The following is a 16,701-nucleotide window of genomic DNA, read 5'->3' as shown; positions in this document are numbered from 1 at the left end:
TACGCGGAAGCCCTCGGCGGCGGGCCGTCCGGGCCGCCCCCGGAGCAGCCCGCCGGGGAGGGCGTCACACCTCCACGATGACCTGGTCGAGGGACTTGCGCACCAGGTCCGGGACCACGCAGTCGTCCGCCGGGTAGCCGACCGGGATGACCGCGAAGGCCTTCTCGTTCGCCGGGCGGTCCAGGACGTGCCCCAGAAAGCGCATCGGGCTCGGCGTGTGGATCAGCGCGGCGAGGCCGCTCAGGTGCAGGGCGGACAGGAGCATGCCGACCGCGATGCCGACCGACTCGTCCACGTAGTAGTGCTTGCGCTTGGTGCCGTCCGGGCCGAGCCAGTACCGCTGCTGGAAGACCACGATCAGCGCGGGGGCGTCGGTCAGGTGGGTCTTCACGGCGTCCGTGCCGAGCGGGCGCAGGGCCGCCAGCCATTCGTCGCCGAGGCGGCCGTCGTAGGAGAGCTCCTCCTCCTGTTCCGCCGCCGCGCGGATCTGCCCGCGAACGGCCGGGTCCTTGACCAGGACGAAGGTCCACGGCTGCTGGTGCGCCCCGGACGGCGCCGTCGCCGCGCACGCGATGGCGTCCCGGACGACCTGCTCGGGCACCGGGTCGGGGGAGAAGTGGCGTACGGTCCGCCGCTCCTCCATCCTGGCCCGCAACTCGGCGGCCCGCGCGAGCGATTCGTGCTGCGGCAGCCGCTCGGGCCGGTAGGCGGTGGGGCGGTACGGCTGGCCGTGGGTGGGGGTCCACTGCTGGGTATCGGGCGACATGGGCCGAGTCTGCCGACGGATTGGTCCAGACCGCTAGAGCCGCTTCGGCCGATGGCGGCCGGTGTTCGGCGTTCGGCGTCCGCAATGCGGTCCTTGGTACGGTCGCGGGATGAGCGACTGGGGCGCGGGCGCGGGCGGGGGCGCGGGCGCGGACGTGGTGAGGGCACGGCTGCGGGCGAAGAGCCTTCCGCTACGCACTGCGGCCGCCGCTGCCGGAGGCGGAGATCCGGGCCTTCGAGACGGAGCACGGCATCCGGCTGCCCGAGGAGTACCGGACGTTCGTCACGGCGGTCGGCGACGGCTCCGGACCCCCTGGTACACCGACTGGCTGGAGCATTGATGGACACGCTGACCGCGCACACCTCGCAACTGACCGCGGACGAGCTCCGGGCGATCAGGTCCCTGCTCGACGACGCCTTCGAAGGGGACTTCGCCGACGAGGACTTCGAGCACGCGCTCGGCGGGATGCACGTGGTGATCGGCGTCGACGGCCGGCTCGTCGCCCACGGCAGCGTCGTGCAGCGGCGGGTAGTGCACCGCGGACGCGCCCTGCGCACCGGGTACGTCGAGGCCGTGGCCGTACGGGCCGACCTGCGACGCCAGGGCCTCGGCGGGCGGGTGATGGCCCGCCTGGAGGAGGTCGTCGCGGGCGCCTACGAGCTCGGCGCGCTCTCGGCGTCCGAGGAGGGGGCCGGGCTCTACCTCGCCCGCGGCTGGTCGGTGTGGCCGGGCCGGGTGGGCGCGCTCTCGCCGGCCGGGCCGGTGCGGCTGCCCGAGGAGGAGGGCTCCACCTATGTGTGGACACCGCCCGGCGGCGTCCGGCTGGACCCCGCCGCACCGCTCGACTTCGACTGGCGCGACGGGGACGTCCTCTAGGACACCCGGGCCGTCTCGATGTGGCTCGTGCAGCGGCGCGACCAGGTGCCGTCGGAGGCGGGCCAGGATCGTGAAGGCCACGGGCGAGGCGGAGGAGTCCGTCATCTTGAACCAGATGGCCGCCTTGCCGGTACCGGGCTCCACCGTGAACTTCGGGGTGGTCGGAATCAGACGCCGATCCGCACCAGCATCTTGCCCACGTTGTCCCCGCGGAGCATGCCCCGGAAGGCATCCACCGTGTGCTCGAACCCCTGCACAATGGTGGTGTCGGTACCGATCCGGCCACTGCGCAGATGCGGGACGAGGAAGTCCTCCAACTCGTCCTGCAGATCGGTGTGATGGCGGACCAGTACACCCTCCAGGCGCAGCGACTTGTGCACGACCTCGAAGAGGTTGCGGGGCGCGGCGGGGGAGCGGTCGCCGTTGTAGGTCGAGACGGCGCCGACCCAGGCGATCCGCCCGAACTCGCGCAGTGCGCCGATCGCGCCCTCCAGGTGCTCGCCGCCCACGTTGTCCACGTAGACGTCGATGCCCTCGGGGGCGGCCTTCGCGAGCTGCCCGCCGACCGGGCCGTCGTGGTAGTCGAACGCCGCGTCGAAGCCGAGGACTTCGGTGAGGTGGCGGACCTTCGCCGCCGAGCCGGCGCTGCCGACGATCCGCCGGGCGCCCAGCAGCCGCGCGATGTGCCCCGTGGCGGTGCCCACCCCGCCCGCGGCGGCGGAGACGAACAGGTCCTCGCCCTCCCGGAGCGCCGCGGTCCGCGTCAGGGCGGCGTACGCCGTCAGGCCGGTGCCGCCGAGGATCGAGAGGTATGCCTCCAGCGGGACGCCCGCGTGGCCGCGCAGCTTGCGGGTACCGGCCTCGCCGAGGGTGACGAGGGCGTGCGTGCGCCATCCCTCGCGGTGGAAGACCAGGTCGCCCTCGCGCAACCCCGGGTCGCGGGAGGCGATCACGCGGCCCACCGAGCGGCCCTCCAGCGGGGTGTTCAGCTCGAAGCCGCCCTCGCCGCCGTCCATCAGGCCGCGGTGGTACGGGTCCACGGAGAGCAGCAGGTTCTCCACCAGGGCGGTGCCGGGCCCCGGCTCGGGGACCGGGGAGGAGACGTGGGCGAAGTCGGTGGCGGCGGGGAAGCCGTCGGGGCGGGCGATCTGGTGGACGGCGTGAGCGGTGTGCGTGGTCATGGCCCGACGCTAGGAAGGAATCACCGGGCCGGGCAGGGAGTTGGGTTCATGGAAGTCACTCATCCATGAACGACACTCATACAACGAGGTGGGGGCCCCGGTGTCCGATCTCCTCCCGCAGGAACTGCGGATCCTGGTCGCCGTCGCCGAAGCCGGCGGCTTCTCCGCCGCCGCCGCGGCGCTCGGCCTCACCCAGTCGGCCGTGTCCCACTCGGTGCGCGGCAGCGAGGCCAAGCTCGGCGCGGTGCTCTTCGAGCGGGGGCGCTCCGGGGCCCTGCCCACGCCGGCGGGGGAGCGGGCGGTAGGCCACGCCCGCCGCATCCTGCGGATGTACGAGGCCATGCGCGCGGAGGCGCGCGGCGCGGGCCGGGCCGGGGGCCGCGACACGCTCCGGGGCGTGCTGCGGATCGCGGCCTTCCGCAGTGCCGCCCTGCACCTGCTGCCACCCGCCCTGGAACGGCTGACCGCCCGCCACCCGGGGATCCGTCCCGAGGTTCGCGTGGTGCGCGAGATCGGCGCCGGCACGGCCGGGGAAGTGGCGGCGGGCCGTGCGGACCTGGGCATCGCCACCCTGGGCGGCCCGCAGGACGCGGCGCCGCCCGGCCTGCTGACCGGAGTGCTCGCACGGGAGGCGTACCACCTGGTCCACCCGGCCGGGCACCCCGACCCGAGGTCGCTGCCCCTCATGGACTGGGACGAGAACTGCGGCTCCTACACCCGTGCCTGGTGGCGGGCCCAGGACTGGATCCCCCGGGCCACGGTCAAGGCGGAGGACGACGCGATGGTGCTGACCATGGTCGGCCGCGGCCTCGGCATGGCGATCATGCCGGAGCTGTCCCTGCGGGATGCGACCGAGGCGGTGGAAATCACCGGTCTGGGCCCGGAGGGGCCGGTGAGGCAGGTGGGATACGTCACTACGGCGGAAGCCGCCGCAACCCACATCGTCAGGGCTCTGATCAGGGAACTCCGCTCCGAGGGGGGGGAAACGGAGCCTCGGGGCGACGCGTTTCGCGGGGATTCCCGTCTCAGATAGTAGGAAGTCCGAGTAATTGCCGAGACATACAGCTGGACCTGGCCTAGCTTTGTAGAAGCCGAACGTCTCGCCGATCAGGCGAATGGCGGTCGAGAGCGCGCGCCCCTGGCAGGCAACCCCTGCGGCGCACTGCTCCCCGCCTCTTCCGGCGCCTTGAAGGAACCCCTCATCCGTGGCCCCGCCACGCCGTGATCTCAAGGAGTCGATCACCATGACCGCAACCACCGCCGCCCGCCGCGTCCGCCACGCCTCCGCCTCGGCCGACGAGCGCAAGAACGCCGCCGCGGCCCTGCAGCGAGCCCTCGACCGCCGTGACAACGGCGGCTCGACCGGCCACTGAGACAACGCAGGTCCGGGACATTTCACGTCCACATGGTGGACGTGAAATGTCTGAGGGCTGGACACGGAGTACGGTTTCGCCATGTCGACCAGCATCAATCTCGCAGTGATCCCCGGTGATGGCATCGGCCAGGAAGTCGTGGCTCAGGGACTCAAGGTCCTTACCGCGGTCCTGCCCCAGGATGTGAAGCTGGAGACCAGGCAATACGATCTCGGCGCCCAGCGCTGGCACCGCACCGGCGAGACCCTCCCGGACGCGGAGCTCGAAGCCCTCAAGCACCACGACGCGATCCTGCTGGGCGCCATCGGCGACCCCTCGGTCCCGTCCGGCGTGCTGGAGCGCGGCCTGCTGCTGAAGCTGCGCTTCGCCTTCGACCACTTCATCAACCTGCGCCCGTCGAAGCTGTTCCCCAACACCGCCACCCCGCTGGCGGGCCGCCCGGACATCGACTTCGTCGTCGTCCGCGAGGGCACCGAGGGCCCGTACACCGGCAACGGCGGCAGCCTGCGCACCGGTACGCCCGCAGAGGTGGCCACCGAGGTCAGCGTCAACACCGCGTACGGTGTCGAGCGCGTCGTCCGTGACGCGTACGAGCGGGCCAACTCCCGCCCCCGCAAGAAGCTGACGCTGGTCCACAAGAACAACGTCCTCGTGTACGCGGGTCACCTGTGGAAGAGCATCTTCGACAAGGTCGGCCAGGAGTACCCCGAGGTCACCACCGACTACCTGCACGTCGACGCGGCGACGATCTTCTTCGTCACCCAGCCGGAGCGCTTCGACGTCATCGTCACGGACAACCTCTTCGGTGACATCCTCACCGACCTGGCCGCCGCCGTCACCGGCGGAATCGGCCTCGCCGCCTCCGGGAACATCAACCCGACCGGCGCCTTCCCGTCCATGTTCGAGCCCGTCCACGGCTCGGCCCCGGACATCGCCGGCACCGGCAAGGCCGACCCCACCGCGACGATCCTCTCCGTCGCCCTCCTGCTGCGGCACCTGGGCCACGAGGCCGAGGCCGTCCGGATCGAGGACGCGGTCTGCGCCGACCTCGCGGAACGCGACGGGACCTTCCGCTCCACCGACGCGATCGGCGACGCCCTCGCCGCGCGAGTAGCCGGCTGACCCGGCCGCTCCACCTCAGGAAGCCGCCGGGTCACAATGGGACCTGGCGGCTTTTCCTGTGCGGCCCCGGGTGCCACCATCTCCCTGGGCCGCAATCCCCCGCTTCTCCGAAGCCTGCCCGCGGGCGATAATCGAACGCGAGGCCGCGGAATGCGGGGAAGCTCGGACGTCCTAGTACGCCGTGAGCGCGGTCCGCCATACACAACCGGTGAAGGACAAGCACTCATGACGACGCCCACGATCGAGCTCAAGCCCTCCTCGAACCCGCTGTCCGACGCGGAGCGCGAGGCGATCCTGGCCAGCCCCGGCTTCGGCCGCCACTTCACCGACCACATGGTGACGATCAAGTGGACCGAGGGACGCGGCTGGCACGACGCCGAACTGGTCCCGTACGCGCCGCTCTCGATCGACCCGGCGAACATGACCCTGCACTACGCGCAGACGATCTTCGAGGGCCTCAAGGCCTACCGCCAGCCCGACGGCACCGTCGCCACCTTCCGTCCCGAGGCCAATGCCGAGCGCTTCCAGGCCTCGGCGCGCCGCATGGCGATGCCGGAGCTGCCGGTCGAGCTCTTCATCGAGGCCTGCGACGCCCTGATCAAGCAGGACCGCGCCTGGGTGCCGGACTCCGGCGAGGCTTCCCTCTACCTGCGCCCGTTCATGTTCGCCTCCGAGGTCGGCCTCGGCGTCCGCCCGGCCAACGAGTTCCTCTTCATCGTCATCGCCTCGCCCGCCGGCGCGTACTTCCCCGGTGGCGTCAAGCCCGTCTCCGTCTGGCTCTCCGAGGAGTACGTGCGCGCCGTCAAGGGCGGCACCGGTGCGGCCAAGACCGGCGGCAACTACGCGGCCTCGCTCGTCGCCCAGGCTCAGGCCGCCTCGCACGGCTGCGACCAGGTGGTCTGGCTCGACGCCGTCGAGCACCGCTGGATCGAGGAGATGGGCGGGATGAACCTGTACTTCGTGTACGGCGACCGCATCGTCACCCCCGAACTCACCGGCTCGCTCCTTCCCGGCATCACCCGCGACTCCCTCCTCACCATCGCCCGCGACCTCGGCTACACCGCCGAGGAGGGCCGCCTGACCACCGAGGACTGGCAGCGCGACAACGCCAACGGCACCCTCACCGAGGTGTTCGCCTGCGGTACGGCCGCCGTGATCACCCCGGTCGGCTCGGTCAAGTCCGAGGGCGCCAACTGGATCCAGGGCGACGGCGAGCCCGGCTCCGTCACCATGCGGCTGCGCAAGGCGCTGCTGGAGCTCCAGACCGGCCACGCCGCCGACACCCACGGCTGGATGCACCCCCTGGGCTGACCCTCCCCCGTACACGAACGGGCCCGCACTCCGGAAACCCCCGGGGTGCGGGCCCGCTCGCGTACGGGGGAGGGCTCAGGCGTTCGCGGGCTCCTCGGCGGCGGCCACCGGGGCCGGGGCGGGCGCGCGGCGGGCGGTGAGCGCGGTGTGGACGAGCCCGCCGGTGAGGCCGGAGAGGACGAAGGAGCAGTCCACGCCGCCGGTGAGGGCCAGCAGCGGGCCCTCGTAGAAGGGGGTGGTCACGGCCAGCAGGCCGACGGCCGCGCCGACCGCCCAGGAAGCGGTGGCCGCGACGTTCCAGCCGGAGCGGTACCAGTAGACCCCGCCCACCGAGCGGCGGTTGAAGACCTGCAGCGCGTCGGCGTCGTAGAGCCCCCGGCGGCGCACGTGGCCGATCAGGGTGATCACGGCCCACGGGGTGCCGATCGCGGTCAGCACCAGCACGAAGGAGGTCATCGCGGACTGCACGTCCCACTCGAAGGACCCGAAGAAGACGAAGGCGGTGGCGACGACCGCGGCGATCACGGTCGCCGTGGTGCGGGTCGCGCGGGGGACGATCGCGTCGAGGTCCAGGCCCATGGAGTAGAGCATCAGCCCGGCGTTGCCGACCGAGCCGGCCGCGGCGGCGGCCAGCAGCGGCACCAGGTACCACAGCGGCGCCGCCTCGACGAGCGGACCGGCGTAGTCCAGGCCCGCCCGGGCGGCCAGCGCCGTGTACGTGCCGAAGAGCTGCGGGATCAGCAGGCCGATCAGCAGACCGAACGCGGTGGCCCACAGGACCTTGCGCGAGCCGTGGCGGCGCGGGGAGATGTAGCGCGTGTAGTCGCCCAGCAGGGTGATGAAGGCGACGGGCCCGCTGAGCCCGGCGGCGACGGCGGCCAGCAGCCACGTCGGCCAGAAGGAGCCGAGCAGGTACGAGGTCTCGGGCGGCGCGGCCGTGGTGAAGTCCGGGGCGTAGGCGACGACGCCGACCGCCAGCAGCACCACCATGCCGATGGACAGCACCTTGCTCATGCGCAGCAGCAGCCGGTAGCCGAAGACGGCCGTGACGACGGTACACGCGGCGAGCAGGCCGTACATCACGGCCCGGGAGAGGCCGGTGTTCGGGAGCCCGGTGAGCCGCGCGAGGGTGCCGACCATGACGTCGCCGCCGATCCACAGCGTGAGGGCGGTGTAGCCGAGCGAGAGCAACAGCCCCACCACCGATCCCACGAGGCGTCCGCGCACGCCGAACTGCGCACCGCTGGAGGTGGAGAGGTTGGTCGCGGTGCGCAGGGAGACGAGCGCCAGCGGCGCGGTGAAGGCGATGCCGACGAGGGTGCCGGTCACGATGGCCGTGACCGAGGGCCACAGGCCCAGCCCGAAGGAGGGGGGCAGCCAGCCGAAGACGATCACACCGAGGCACAGGTTGGAGCCGAGGAGGATCGATATCAGGTCACGGGGACCGCTGGTCCGCTCCTCCTCGGGGATGGTGTCGACTCCGCGCTGTTCGATGGGCATGGGGGACTCCCTTGGCAGGGCGGGGGGTGGTGTTTGAGCGACACTCAATGTGGCTCACGCCTTGCGTCCAGGTCAATGATTCCCCGCAACGAATTGAAGAGTTAGAGTGATGCTCTAACCTATCGACTCAAGAGGTGGTGGATCGGCGTGCGGCTGACCCCTACGGAGCGCGACCGGCTGCTGCTCCGCAGCGCTGCGGAACTGGCCAGGGCCCGGCGGGCCCGTGGCCTGAAACTCAACGTCCCGGAGGCCACCGCGCTGATCGCGGACACGGTCTGCGAGGCCGCGCGTGACGGCAAACGGCTCGCCGAGGCCATCGAGGAGGCCCGCAGTGTGCTCGGGCCGGACGACGTCCTGCCCGGCGTCGCCGACGTCGTCACCGAGGTGCACGTGGAGGCCGTGTTCGACGACGGATCCCGCCTCGCCGTGGTCTCGTCCCCCGTCCGGGGCGCGGTGCCGCTCGGCGACGACGCCCCTGGCGCCGTCGTCCCCGGCCCCGGCGTACCGCAGCCGGAACCGGTGCTGCACCTGCACGTGCGCAACACCGCCGACGTGCCCGTGAGCGTCACCTCGCACTTCCACTTCTTCGAGGCGAACCCGCGCCTGGACTTCGACCGCGCCGCGGCCTACGGCATGAGGCTGTGCGTGCCGGCGGGCTCGTCCGTGCGGTTCGACCCGCACGGCGAGGGCGACGTCTGCCTCGTCCCCGTCGGGGGCGACCGGATCGCGATCGGTTTCGCGGGTCTGGTCGACGGCCCGCTCGACGCCCCCGGTGCGAAGGAGGAGGCCCTGCGCCGCGCGGCGGCCTGCGGCTACCTGGGCGTACGCGGAGACGGCCGCCCGGAAGGGGCGACGGCATGAGCAGGCAGACCCCGCACACCGATCACAGTGCGCACTGCGCGCCGGGCAGCCGGCACATCGATCCGCACGAGTACGCGGCCGTGTTCGGTCCCCGGGCGGGTGACCGGGTGCGGCTGGGCGATTCCGGGCTGACGGTGCGGGTGGAGTCGGACGCGCAGAAGCCGGGGGACGAGTTCCTGGCGGGCTTCGGCAAGACGGCCCGCGACGGCCTGCACCTGAAGGGGGCCGCGGTCCGCGACACCTGCGACGTCGTGATCAGCAATGTCCTGGTCATCGACGCCGTCCTCGGTATCCGCAAGGTCTCCATCGGCATCCGCGAGGGCCGTATCCACGCGATCGGCCGGGCCGGCAACCCCGACACCCTCGACGGCGTCGACGTCGTCGTCGGCACCGGAACCTCGATCGTCTCCGGCGAGGGCCTGATCGCCACCGCCGGCGCCGTGGACACCCACGTCCACCTGCTGTCCCCGCGCATCATGGAGGCCTCCCTCGCCGCGGGGGTCACCACCGTCATCGGCCAGGAGTTCGGCCCGGTCTGGGGCGTCGGCGTCAACTCCCCCTGGGCCCTGAAGCACGCCTTCAACGCCTTCGACGCGTGGCCGGTGAACATCGGCTTCCTCGCCCGCGGTTCCTCCTCCGACGCGGCCCCGCTGGTCGAGGCCCTCGCCGAGGGCGGCGCCTCGGGCTTCAAGGTGCACGAGGACATGGGCGCGCACACCCGGGCCCTGGACACCGCGCTGCGGGTGGCCGAGGAGTACGACGTGCAGGTCGCCCTGCACTCCGACGGCCTGAACGAGTGCCTGTCGGTGGAGGACACGCTGCGGGTGCTGGAGGGCCGCACGATCCATGCCTTCCACATCGAGGGCTGCGGCGGCGGACACGTCCCGAACGTGCTGAAGATGGCGGGCGTGCCGAACGTGATCGGCTCCTCGACCAATCCGACGCTGCCGTTCGGGCGGGACGCGGTCGCCGAGCACTACGGGATGATCGTCTCCGTCCACGACCTCAAGCCGGACCTGCCGGGTGATGCCGCGATGGCGCGCGACCGGATCCGGGCCGGGACGATGGGCGCCGAGGATGTCCTGCACGACCTGGGCGCGATCGGGATCACCTCCTCCGACGCCCAGGGCATGGGACGGGCCGGGGAGACGATCCGGCGCACCTTCGCGATGGCGGCGAAGATGAAGGGCGAACTCGGCCCGCTGGAGGGAGACGGCGACGGCGACGACAACGCCCGGGTGCTGCGCTACATGGCGAAGCTGACGATCAATCCGGCGATCGCGCACGGTCTGGCGCACGAGATCGGTTCGATCGAGGTCGGCAAGCTCGCCGACATCGTGCTCTGGCGGCCGCAGTTCTTCGGCGCGAAACCGCAGCTCGTCCTGAAGTCCGGTTTCCCCGCCCACGGCGTCACCGGCGACCCCAACGCCGCCACCGACACCTGCGAACCCCTCGTCCTCGGACCGCAGTTCGGCTCGTACGGCGCCACCGCGGCCGACATCTCCGTCGCCTTCGTCTCGGCCGCCGCAGCGGCCCTGGGCGGCGACGAGATGCCGACCCGCCGGCGTCGCGTCGCCGTCCGCGGCACCCGCGGCATCGGCCCCGGCGACCTGCTCCTCAACTCCCGGGTGGGCGCGGTCGACGTGGACGCGCGCAGCGGGCTCGTCTCCCTCGACGGCGAACCCCTGCGCTCCGAAGCCGCCGCATCGGTCTCCCTCAACCGCCTGTACTTCCTGTAAGTCAGCACAGCCCGGAAGGACCTGCCTGCCATGACCACCAAGCCCGTGCACAACGGATTCCGGATGCCCGCCGAGTGGACGCCCCACGAGCGCACCTGGATGGCCTGGCCCAGCCCGAACCCGACCTTCACCAACGAGCAGGAGCTCGCCGAGGCCCGCGAGGCGTGGGGCGCCGTCGCCCGAGCGGTCCGCGGGTACGAGCCCGTGACCCTCGTCGTCTCCCCGGGCGATGCGGACAGCGCCCGCGCGATCGCCGGCGCGGGCGACGGCCACGCACTCGACGTGGTCGAGCGCGAACTCGACGACGCCTGGATGCGCGACATCGGCCCGACCTTCGTCACCAACGACACGGGCGAGCTGGCCGCGGTCGACTGGACGTTCAACGGCTGGGGCGCCCAGGAGTGGGCCCGCTGGGACCACGACTCGAAGATCGCCCGGCAGGTCTCGGACGTGCTCGGCACCCGCACGTTCAGCACCCCGCTGGTCAACGAGGGCGGGGCGGTCCACGTCGACGGCGAGGGCACCGTGCTGCTCACCGACACCGTCCAGCTGGGCAAGGGCCGCAACCCCGACTGGACCCGCGAGCAGGTCGAGGCCGAGATCCACGCCCACCTCGGGACCACCAAGGCGATCTGGCTGCCGTACGGCCTGGCCGGCGACTACGGCACCTACGGCACCCAGGGCCACGTCGACATCGTCGCGGCCTTCGCCCGCCCGGGCGTGGTCATGGTGCACACCCAGCCCGACCCGTCCCACCCGGACCACGAACGCTGCAAGACCATCGCGGCGATCCTCCGCGCGTCCACCGACGCCAGGGGCCGGCAGCTGGAGGTCGTGGAGATCCCGGCGCCGACCGTGCTGGAGGAGGACGGCGAGTGGGTGGACTACTCGTACATCAACCACTACCTGTGCAACGGCGGCGTGGTGCTGTGCTCCTTCGACGACCCCCGCGACGAGGAGGCAGCGGAGATCTTCCGCGGTCTGTTCCCCGAACGGACCGTGACCCTCGTTGACGCACGTACGATTTTCGCCGGGGGTGGCGGTATCCACTGCATCACCCAGCAGCAGCCGAAGGTCTGACCAACGGCGGACCTCACGAAGGAGTGGCCCATGGCGGCGGGTGGAGTACCGGTACGGGCGGCGCGCAAGAACGCGCCCCCGCGCGAGGACGTACTCGTCGCCGCCATGGCCACGATCGCCGAGCGCGGGCTCGAAGGCCTGACCATGGCCGGCCTGGGCCGCGAGGTCGGCATGAGCAGCGGCCACCTCCTCTACTACTTCCGCAGCAAGGACGAGCTCCTGCTGCAGACCCTGGAGTGGAGCGAGGCCGAACTGGGCAGCGCGCGGCGGGCCCTGCTGGCCCGCCGCGGTCCGGTGGCCGAGCGCCTGCGGGCGTACGTGGACCTGTACGTCCCCACGCAGGCCCGCGACCCGCACTGGACGCTGTGGCTGGAGGTGTGGAACCGCTCCCAGAACGCCGGCCCCCAGGAACGCGACCGGCAGGCGGCCATCGAGGGAGCCTGGCACCGCGACCTGGTGGCGTTGCTGGCCGAGGGCATCTCCCGCGGTGAGTTCCGCCCGGTGGACGCCGAACGCGTCGCGACCCGCATCCGTGCCCTCCTCGACGGCTTCAGCATCCAGCTGGCGGTGGGCCTGCCCACGCTCGACCGGCCGGCCATCCTGGCCCACGTCCGCGAGTTCCTCACCGACACCCTCAGCCCCGCCGCCGACTGAGGCGCGGCGGTCCGCCCCGGACGGACGGGCAGCGCCCGTATGGTGAGACGCCTGTCCATCCGCGGCGAACGGTGTGCCACACTGCGACCGTGCCTGCTCAGCTCATGATTATCGCCAGCAGCGCGCCGGTCCCCAGTGGCCGCTGAACCGTGGAAGAACTTCGCGGACGCGGCCACCGTGCCTCGGACCCGCGTGCAGACCTCTCGCTACCCGCGAGAGGTTTTTTCGTTTCCCGGCCCATCCCTGCCGGGACCGGACTGCGCGCGATGATGGGGGCAGTGACGGCGGCCTTCCCCATTGGCGGGTTTCCGGAACCACTCATCCGACAGGAGTCAGATCAGCATGACGACGACACCAGAGGCGGCAACTGTGCTGTCCGGGGGCCTGGACGACTGCTTCCACGTCTTCGACACCACCCTGCGCGACGGCGCCCAGCGTGAGGGCATCAACCTCACGGTCGCCGACAAGCTGACGATCGCGCGCCACCTGGACGACTTCGGAGTGGGCTTCATCGAGGGCGGCTGGCCCGGCGCCAACCCCCGCGACACCGAGTTCTTCGCCCGCGCCCGCGCGGAGATCGACTTCAAGAACGCCCAGCTGGTCGCCTTCGGCGCCACCCGCCGGGCCGGCGGCTCGGCCGACCAGGACCCGCAGGTGCGGGCCCTGCTGGAGTCCGGCGCCCCGGTCATCACGCTCGTCGCCAAGTCCCACGACCGCCACGTCGAGCTCGCCCTGCGCACCACCCTGGACGAGAACCTGGAGATGGTCCGGGACACCGTCTCCCACCTCGTGGCCAAGGGCCGCCGGGTCTTCGTCGACTGCGAGCACTTCTTCGACGGCTACCGTGCCAACGCCGAGTACGCGAAGTCCGTCGTACGCACCGCCCACGAGGCCGGCGCCGACGTCGTCATCCTCTGCGACACCAACGGCGGCATGCTGCCCGCCCAGGTGTCGGCCACCGTCGCCACCGTCCTCGCCGACACCGGCGCCCGCCTCGGCATCCACGCCCAGGACGACACCGGCTGCGCCGTCGCCAACACCCTGGCCGCCGTCGACGCCGGCGCCACCCACGTCCAGTGCACCGCGAACGGCTACGGCGAGCGCGTCGGCAACGCCAACCTGTTCCCCGTCGTCGCCGCACTGGAGATCAAGTACGGGCGCAAGGTGCTCCCCGACGGCGCGCTCGCCGAGATGACCCGGATCTCGCACGCCATCGCCGAGGTCGTCAACCTCACGCCCTCCACCCACCAGCCGTACGTCGGCGTCTCCGCCTTCGCGCACAAGGCCGGCCTGCACGCCTCGGCGATCAAGGTCGACCCGGACCTCTACCAGCACATCGACCCCGAGCGGGTCGGCAACACCATGCGGATGCTGGTCTCCGACATGGCCGGCCGCGCCTCCATCGAGCTCAAGGGCAAGGAGCTCGGCGTCGAACTCGGCGGGGACCGCGCGCTGATCTCCCGGGTCGTGGAGCGGGTCAAGGAGCGCGAGCTCCAGGGCTACACCTACGAGGCGGCCGACGCCTCCTTCGAGCTGCTGCTGCGCGCCGAGGCGGAGGGGCGGGCCCGCAAGTACTTCCGCATCGAGTCATGGCGGGCGATCGTCGAGGACCGCCCGGACGGCACCCACGCCAACGAGGCCACGGTCAAGCTGTGGGCCAAGGGCGAGCGGATCGTCGCGACGGCCGAGGGCAACGGCCCGGTCAACGCGCTCGACCGGGCCCTGCGGGTGGCGCTGGAGCGGTTCTACCCGCAGCTCGCCAAGTTCGAGCTGGTCGACTACAAGGTCCGCATCCTGGAGGGCACGCACGGTACGGCGTCCACGACCCGCGTGCTCGTCGCCACGACGGACGGGGTCCGCGAGTGGTCGACGGTCGGAGTCGCCCCGAACGTGATCGCCGCTTCCTGGCAGGCCCTGGAGGACGCGTTCACCTACGGTCTCCTCCACGCGGGCGTCGAACCGGCCGAGTAGCCGCCGTCAGCACGAGACCCCGGCGGGCCGGCGGGGCTCCGTCCGGGACATGGCCCTGCCCTCCGCCCCCACCTCGCCGGCCGGCAGGCCGTCGAGGTCCTCCGTGGCGAACGCCGGCACGCCCGGACGCGGCGGGGCCCGAACCGGCAGAAGATGCCCTTATGTCCTGCTTACACGGGAAAGTGCCGGTTCGGGTAGCGTCATGGATATGAGGACCAGGCTGACATCCGTACGTTGGGGATCGCTGCTGTCCGGTCTGCTGCTGGCCCTGTCCGCGACGGCCCTGACGGCCGCTCCGCAGGCAGTGGCCGCCACCGGAGTCGCCGCCGTGGGAGAGGCCCTCAAGGAGGGTCCCGTGTACGTCGACCCCCGGGCCGAGGCGCAGCTGCCGAAGGCCGAGGCCGACGCACTCGCCAAGAAGATCAAGGACGCCGGAAAGCCGGTCTTCGTCGCCGTGCTCCCGGCCACCGCCGAGTTCCCGCAGGACAAGGTGCTCGCCGCCGTCCGTGCGGAGACCGGCGTCACCGGGCTCTACGCCATCCGGCTCGGCGACGGCTTCAACGCCGGCGCCGACCGGGCGGTCATGCCGGCCAACGCCGTACGCAACCTCACCGAGGCGGTCAAGACCGGCGCCCCGGTCGACGCGAGCACCCAGCTCAACAACTTCGTGGATCAGGCGCTGCCCCGGACCAGGGGCAGTGCCCCCGCCTCCTGGGGCACCACCGGCGCCGACGACGGCGTCCCGGTCGGCGGGCTGATCACCCTCGGTGCCGTGGCCGTGATCGGCGGCGGCGGTGCGTACGCGCTGGTCCGCAGGAACCGCCAGAAGAAGGAAGAGGCCCGGCGCGAGGCCGTCGAGCGGCTCGGCGTGGTCGTCGACGAGGACATCACGGCCTTCGGCGAGGAACTGGAGCGCCTGGACTTCCACCCCGGCGAGCCCGGCGCCGACGACGCGATGCGCGAGGACTACGAGCGCGGGCTCGACTCGTACGAGAAGGCCAAGCAGATCATGGCCTCCGTGCGGTACCCGGAAGAGGTCACCGGGGTGACCCGGGCCCTGGAGGACGGCCGGTACGCCCTGGCCTGTCTGGACGCGCGCCGGCAGGGCCGGCCCGTGCCGGAGCGCCGCGCGCCCTGCTTCTTCGACCCGCGCCACGGTCCGAGTGCGCAGGACGCGAGCTGGGCCCCGGCATCGGGTGCGGCGCGTACCGTGCCCGTCTGTACGGCGGACGCCGTGCGGCTGCGCGACGGACTCGACCCGGCGGTCCGTACGGTCGACACCGAGCGCGGACCGCGGCCGTACTACGACGCCGGCCCGGCGTACGGTCCCTGGGCCGGCGGCTACTTCGGCGGCGGCATCCTGCCCGGCCTGCTCATGGGCACGATGCTCGGTTCGATGATGTCGACCCCCGCCTACGCCGCGGACTACGGCGGCGGCTACGACGGCGGGGACGTCTCCGGGGCCGACTTCAACCCGTCCGACTTCGGCGGCGGGGACTTCGGCGGCGGAGGGGGATTCGACGGCGGTGGTTTCGACGGGGGCGGCTTCTAGGCGGTGTTCTCGAGCGGGCCGCCCCCGGTCGCCGTGCGGCCGGTCAGGCCTGCTTGATGGCGGAGATGTCGAAGGTCAGCTTCACCTTGTCGCTGACCACGACGCCGCCGGTCTCCAGGGCCGCGTTCCAGGTCAGGCCCCAGTCCGAGCGAAGGATGTCGGCGCTGCCCTCGAAGCCGACGCGCTGGTTGCCGTACGGGTCGGTGGCGGAGCCGTTGAACTCAAGGTCGATGGAGAGCGGCCGGGTGACGTCCTTGATGGTGAGGTCGCCGGTGATCCGGTAGGTGTCCCCGCCGAGGAACGCGGCCTCGGTGGAGCGGAAGGTCATCAGCGGGAAGGCCTCGGCGTCGAAGAAGTCGCCGCTGCGCAGGTGGCCGTCGCGGTCGGCGATGCCGGTGTCCACGGAGGCGATCTTCACGTCGATCGAGGCCGCGGAGCGGGCCGGGTCGGCACCGTCCAGGTGCAGGGTGCCCTCGTGCTCCTCGAAGGCGCCGCGGACGTTGGTGACCATGGCGTGGCGGACGGTGAAGCCGATGCGGCTGTGGGCGGCGTCAATAACGTAGTCGCCCGTGAGCGCGGCGAGAGCCGGGTCCACGTCCAGGGTGGCGACGGCGGTGTTCTCCTGGGTCCGGCGGTTGAAGAGGCCCATGACTTACTCCTTGCTAGTGGGTCTGTGTGGGGGCGCCGTAGCTGTTGAACGTTCAACGACTTCGAC

General features: G+C 71.9%; 15 protein-coding genes and 1 pseudogene. 12 read left to right on the top strand and 4 right to left on the bottom strand.

The features are described from left to right. Window positions 1-64 precede the first annotated feature (64 nt). Entirely contained in the window at window positions 65-766 is a 702-nt protein-coding gene (locus AB0F82_RS06750; protein WP_362624662.1) for a nitroreductase family protein, read from the bottom strand. A 197-nt stretch (window positions 767-963) separates the two neighbouring features. Between AB0F82_RS06750 and AB0F82_RS06745 the strand changes: the two are divergent. Further along, window positions 964-1,059, top strand: a pseudogene (locus AB0F82_RS06745) (SMI1/KNR4 family protein); the annotation flags it as partial. A 46-nt stretch (window positions 1,060-1,105) separates the two neighbouring features. Then, the gene (locus AB0F82_RS06740) at window positions 1,106-1,642 is read left to right on the top strand and encodes a GNAT family N-acetyltransferase (RefSeq protein ID WP_362624660.1); all 537 of its coding nucleotides are present in this window, start codon (window positions 1,106-1,108) and stop codon (window positions 1,640-1,642) included. 167 nt (window positions 1,643-1,809) lie between these two features. Here AB0F82_RS06740 and AB0F82_RS06735 read toward each other — a convergent pair whose 3' ends face one another. Continuing rightward, on the bottom strand, window positions 1,810-2,823 hold the full coding sequence (locus AB0F82_RS06735; RefSeq protein WP_362624658.1) for an NADP-dependent oxidoreductase: 1,014 nt from the start codon (window positions 2,821-2,823) through the stop codon (window positions 1,810-1,812). 100 nt (window positions 2,824-2,923) lie between these two features. Here AB0F82_RS06735 and AB0F82_RS06730 point away from each other — a divergent pair, with 100 nt between their 5' ends. The 4 genes from AB0F82_RS06730 (at window position 2,924) to AB0F82_RS06715 (ending at window position 6,629) form a co-directional block, all read left to right on the top strand. Next, window positions 2,924-3,856, top strand: coding sequence for a LysR family transcriptional regulator (locus AB0F82_RS06730; protein WP_362624656.1), 933 nt, complete (start codon window positions 2,924-2,926; stop codon window positions 3,854-3,856). 211 nt (window positions 3,857-4,067) lie between these two features. After that, the gene (locus AB0F82_RS06725) at window positions 4,068-4,196 is read left to right on the top strand and encodes a hypothetical protein (protein WP_356810577.1); all 129 of its coding nucleotides are present in this window, start codon (window positions 4,068-4,070) and stop codon (window positions 4,194-4,196) included. Window positions 4,197-4,277: 81 nt separating this feature from the next. Continuing rightward, complete coding sequence (locus AB0F82_RS06720; RefSeq protein ID WP_356810576.1) at window positions 4,278-5,318, top strand: 3-isopropylmalate dehydrogenase; 1,041 nt, start codon at window positions 4,278-4,280, stop codon at window positions 5,316-5,318. A gap of 225 nt (window positions 5,319-5,543) precedes the next feature. Beyond that, window positions 5,544-6,629: a branched-chain amino acid aminotransferase gene (locus tag AB0F82_RS06715; protein ID WP_362624654.1), complete on the top strand. Its 1,086-nt coding sequence runs from the start codon at window positions 5,544-5,546 to the stop codon at window positions 6,627-6,629. A 75-nt stretch (window positions 6,630-6,704) separates the two neighbouring features. Here the strand turns inward: AB0F82_RS06715 and AB0F82_RS06710 are convergent, their stop codons facing one another. Continuing rightward, window positions 6,705-8,129, bottom strand: a complete 1,425-nt coding sequence (locus AB0F82_RS06710; RefSeq protein ID WP_362624652.1) for a cytosine permease — start codon at window positions 8,127-8,129, stop codon at window positions 6,705-6,707. A 147-nt stretch (window positions 8,130-8,276) separates the two neighbouring features. On the opposite strand from AB0F82_RS06710, the gene ureA reads away from it, so the two are divergent. From ureA to AB0F82_RS06680, 6 genes are all read left to right on the top strand, one after another. After that, window positions 8,277-8,990: an urease subunit gamma gene (gene ureA / locus AB0F82_RS06705; protein ID WP_362624650.1), complete on the top strand. Its 714-nt coding sequence runs from the start codon at window positions 8,277-8,279 to the stop codon at window positions 8,988-8,990. Further along, complete coding sequence (locus AB0F82_RS06700; RefSeq protein ID WP_362624648.1) at window positions 8,987-10,729, top strand: urease subunit alpha; 1,743 nt, start codon at window positions 8,987-8,989, stop codon at window positions 10,727-10,729. Before ureA ends, AB0F82_RS06700 begins: the two co-directional genes overlap by 4 nt. A gap of 30 nt (window positions 10,730-10,759) precedes the next feature. Further along, the gene (locus AB0F82_RS06695; RefSeq protein WP_356810571.1) at window positions 10,760-11,809 is read left to right on the top strand and encodes an agmatine deiminase family protein; all 1,050 of its coding nucleotides are present in this window, start codon (window positions 10,760-10,762) and stop codon (window positions 11,807-11,809) included. A gap of 30 nt (window positions 11,810-11,839) precedes the next feature. Further along, entirely contained in the window at window positions 11,840-12,463 is a 624-nt protein-coding gene (locus AB0F82_RS06690) for a TetR/AcrR family transcriptional regulator (protein ID WP_362624646.1), read from the top strand. A gap of 342 nt (window positions 12,464-12,805) precedes the next feature. Then, window positions 12,806-14,434 (top strand): citramalate synthase, encoded by a 1,629-nt coding sequence (cimA, locus tag AB0F82_RS06685; RefSeq protein ID WP_356810569.1) that lies wholly within the window; start codon window positions 12,806-12,808, stop codon window positions 14,432-14,434. Between the two features lie 208 nt (window positions 14,435-14,642). After that, complete coding sequence (locus tag AB0F82_RS06680) at window positions 14,643-15,986, top strand: hypothetical protein (RefSeq protein WP_362624644.1); 1,344 nt, start codon at window positions 14,643-14,645, stop codon at window positions 15,984-15,986. A gap of 43 nt (window positions 15,987-16,029) precedes the next feature. Here AB0F82_RS06680 and AB0F82_RS06675 read toward each other — a convergent pair whose 3' ends face one another. Next, window positions 16,030-16,635, bottom strand: a complete 606-nt coding sequence (locus AB0F82_RS06675; protein WP_362624642.1) for a YceI family protein — start codon at window positions 16,633-16,635, stop codon at window positions 16,030-16,032. Window positions 16,636-16,701 lie beyond the last annotated feature (66 nt).

Source organism: Streptomyces virginiae, assembly GCF_040638905.1.
GTDB lineage: Bacteria > Actinomycetota > Actinomycetes > Streptomycetales > Streptomycetaceae > Streptomyces > Streptomyces virginiae_B.
Note: the sequence above shows the minus strand (reverse complement) of the source record. Positions and strands in the feature narration are given on the sequence as shown.

What these genes read in the sequence shown, in the direction of transcription:
- AB0F82_RS06680 (WP_362624644.1), top strand. Translation starts at nt 14,643, where the DNA reads ATGAGGACCAGGCTGACATCCGTACGTTGGGGATCGCTGCTGTCCGGT.
- AB0F82_RS06690 (WP_362624646.1), top strand. Translation starts at nt 11,840, where the DNA reads ATGGCGGCGGGTGGAGTACCGGTACGGGCGGCGCGCAAGAACGCGCCC.
- AB0F82_RS06710 (WP_362624652.1), bottom strand. Translation starts at nt 8,129, where the DNA reads ATGCCCATCGAACAGCGCGGAGTCGACACCATCCCCGAGGAGGAGCGG.
- AB0F82_RS06695 (WP_356810571.1), top strand. Translation starts at nt 10,760, where the DNA reads ATGACCACCAAGCCCGTGCACAACGGATTCCGGATGCCCGCCGAGTGG.
- cimA (WP_356810569.1), top strand. Translation starts at nt 12,806, where the DNA reads ATGACGACGACACCAGAGGCGGCAACTGTGCTGTCCGGGGGCCTGGAC.
- AB0F82_RS06750 (WP_362624662.1), bottom strand. Translation starts at nt 766, where the DNA reads ATGTCGCCCGATACCCAGCAGTGGACCCCCACCCACGGCCAGCCGTAC.
- AB0F82_RS06740 (WP_362624660.1), top strand. Translation starts at nt 1,106, where the DNA reads ATGGACACGCTGACCGCGCACACCTCGCAACTGACCGCGGACGAGCTC.
- AB0F82_RS06720 (WP_356810576.1), top strand. Translation starts at nt 4,278, where the DNA reads ATGTCGACCAGCATCAATCTCGCAGTGATCCCCGGTGATGGCATCGGC.
- AB0F82_RS06700 (WP_362624648.1), top strand. Translation starts at nt 8,987, where the DNA reads ATGAGCAGGCAGACCCCGCACACCGATCACAGTGCGCACTGCGCGCCG.
- AB0F82_RS06735 (WP_362624658.1), bottom strand. Translation starts at nt 2,823, where the DNA reads ATGACCACGCACACCGCTCACGCCGTCCACCAGATCGCCCGCCCCGAC.
- AB0F82_RS06715 (WP_362624654.1), top strand. Translation starts at nt 5,544, where the DNA reads ATGACGACGCCCACGATCGAGCTCAAGCCCTCCTCGAACCCGCTGTCC.
- AB0F82_RS06675 (WP_362624642.1), bottom strand. Translation starts at nt 16,635, where the DNA reads ATGGGCCTCTTCAACCGCCGGACCCAGGAGAACACCGCCGTCGCCACC.
- AB0F82_RS06725 (WP_356810577.1), top strand. Translation starts at nt 4,068, where the DNA reads ATGACCGCAACCACCGCCGCCCGCCGCGTCCGCCACGCCTCCGCCTCG.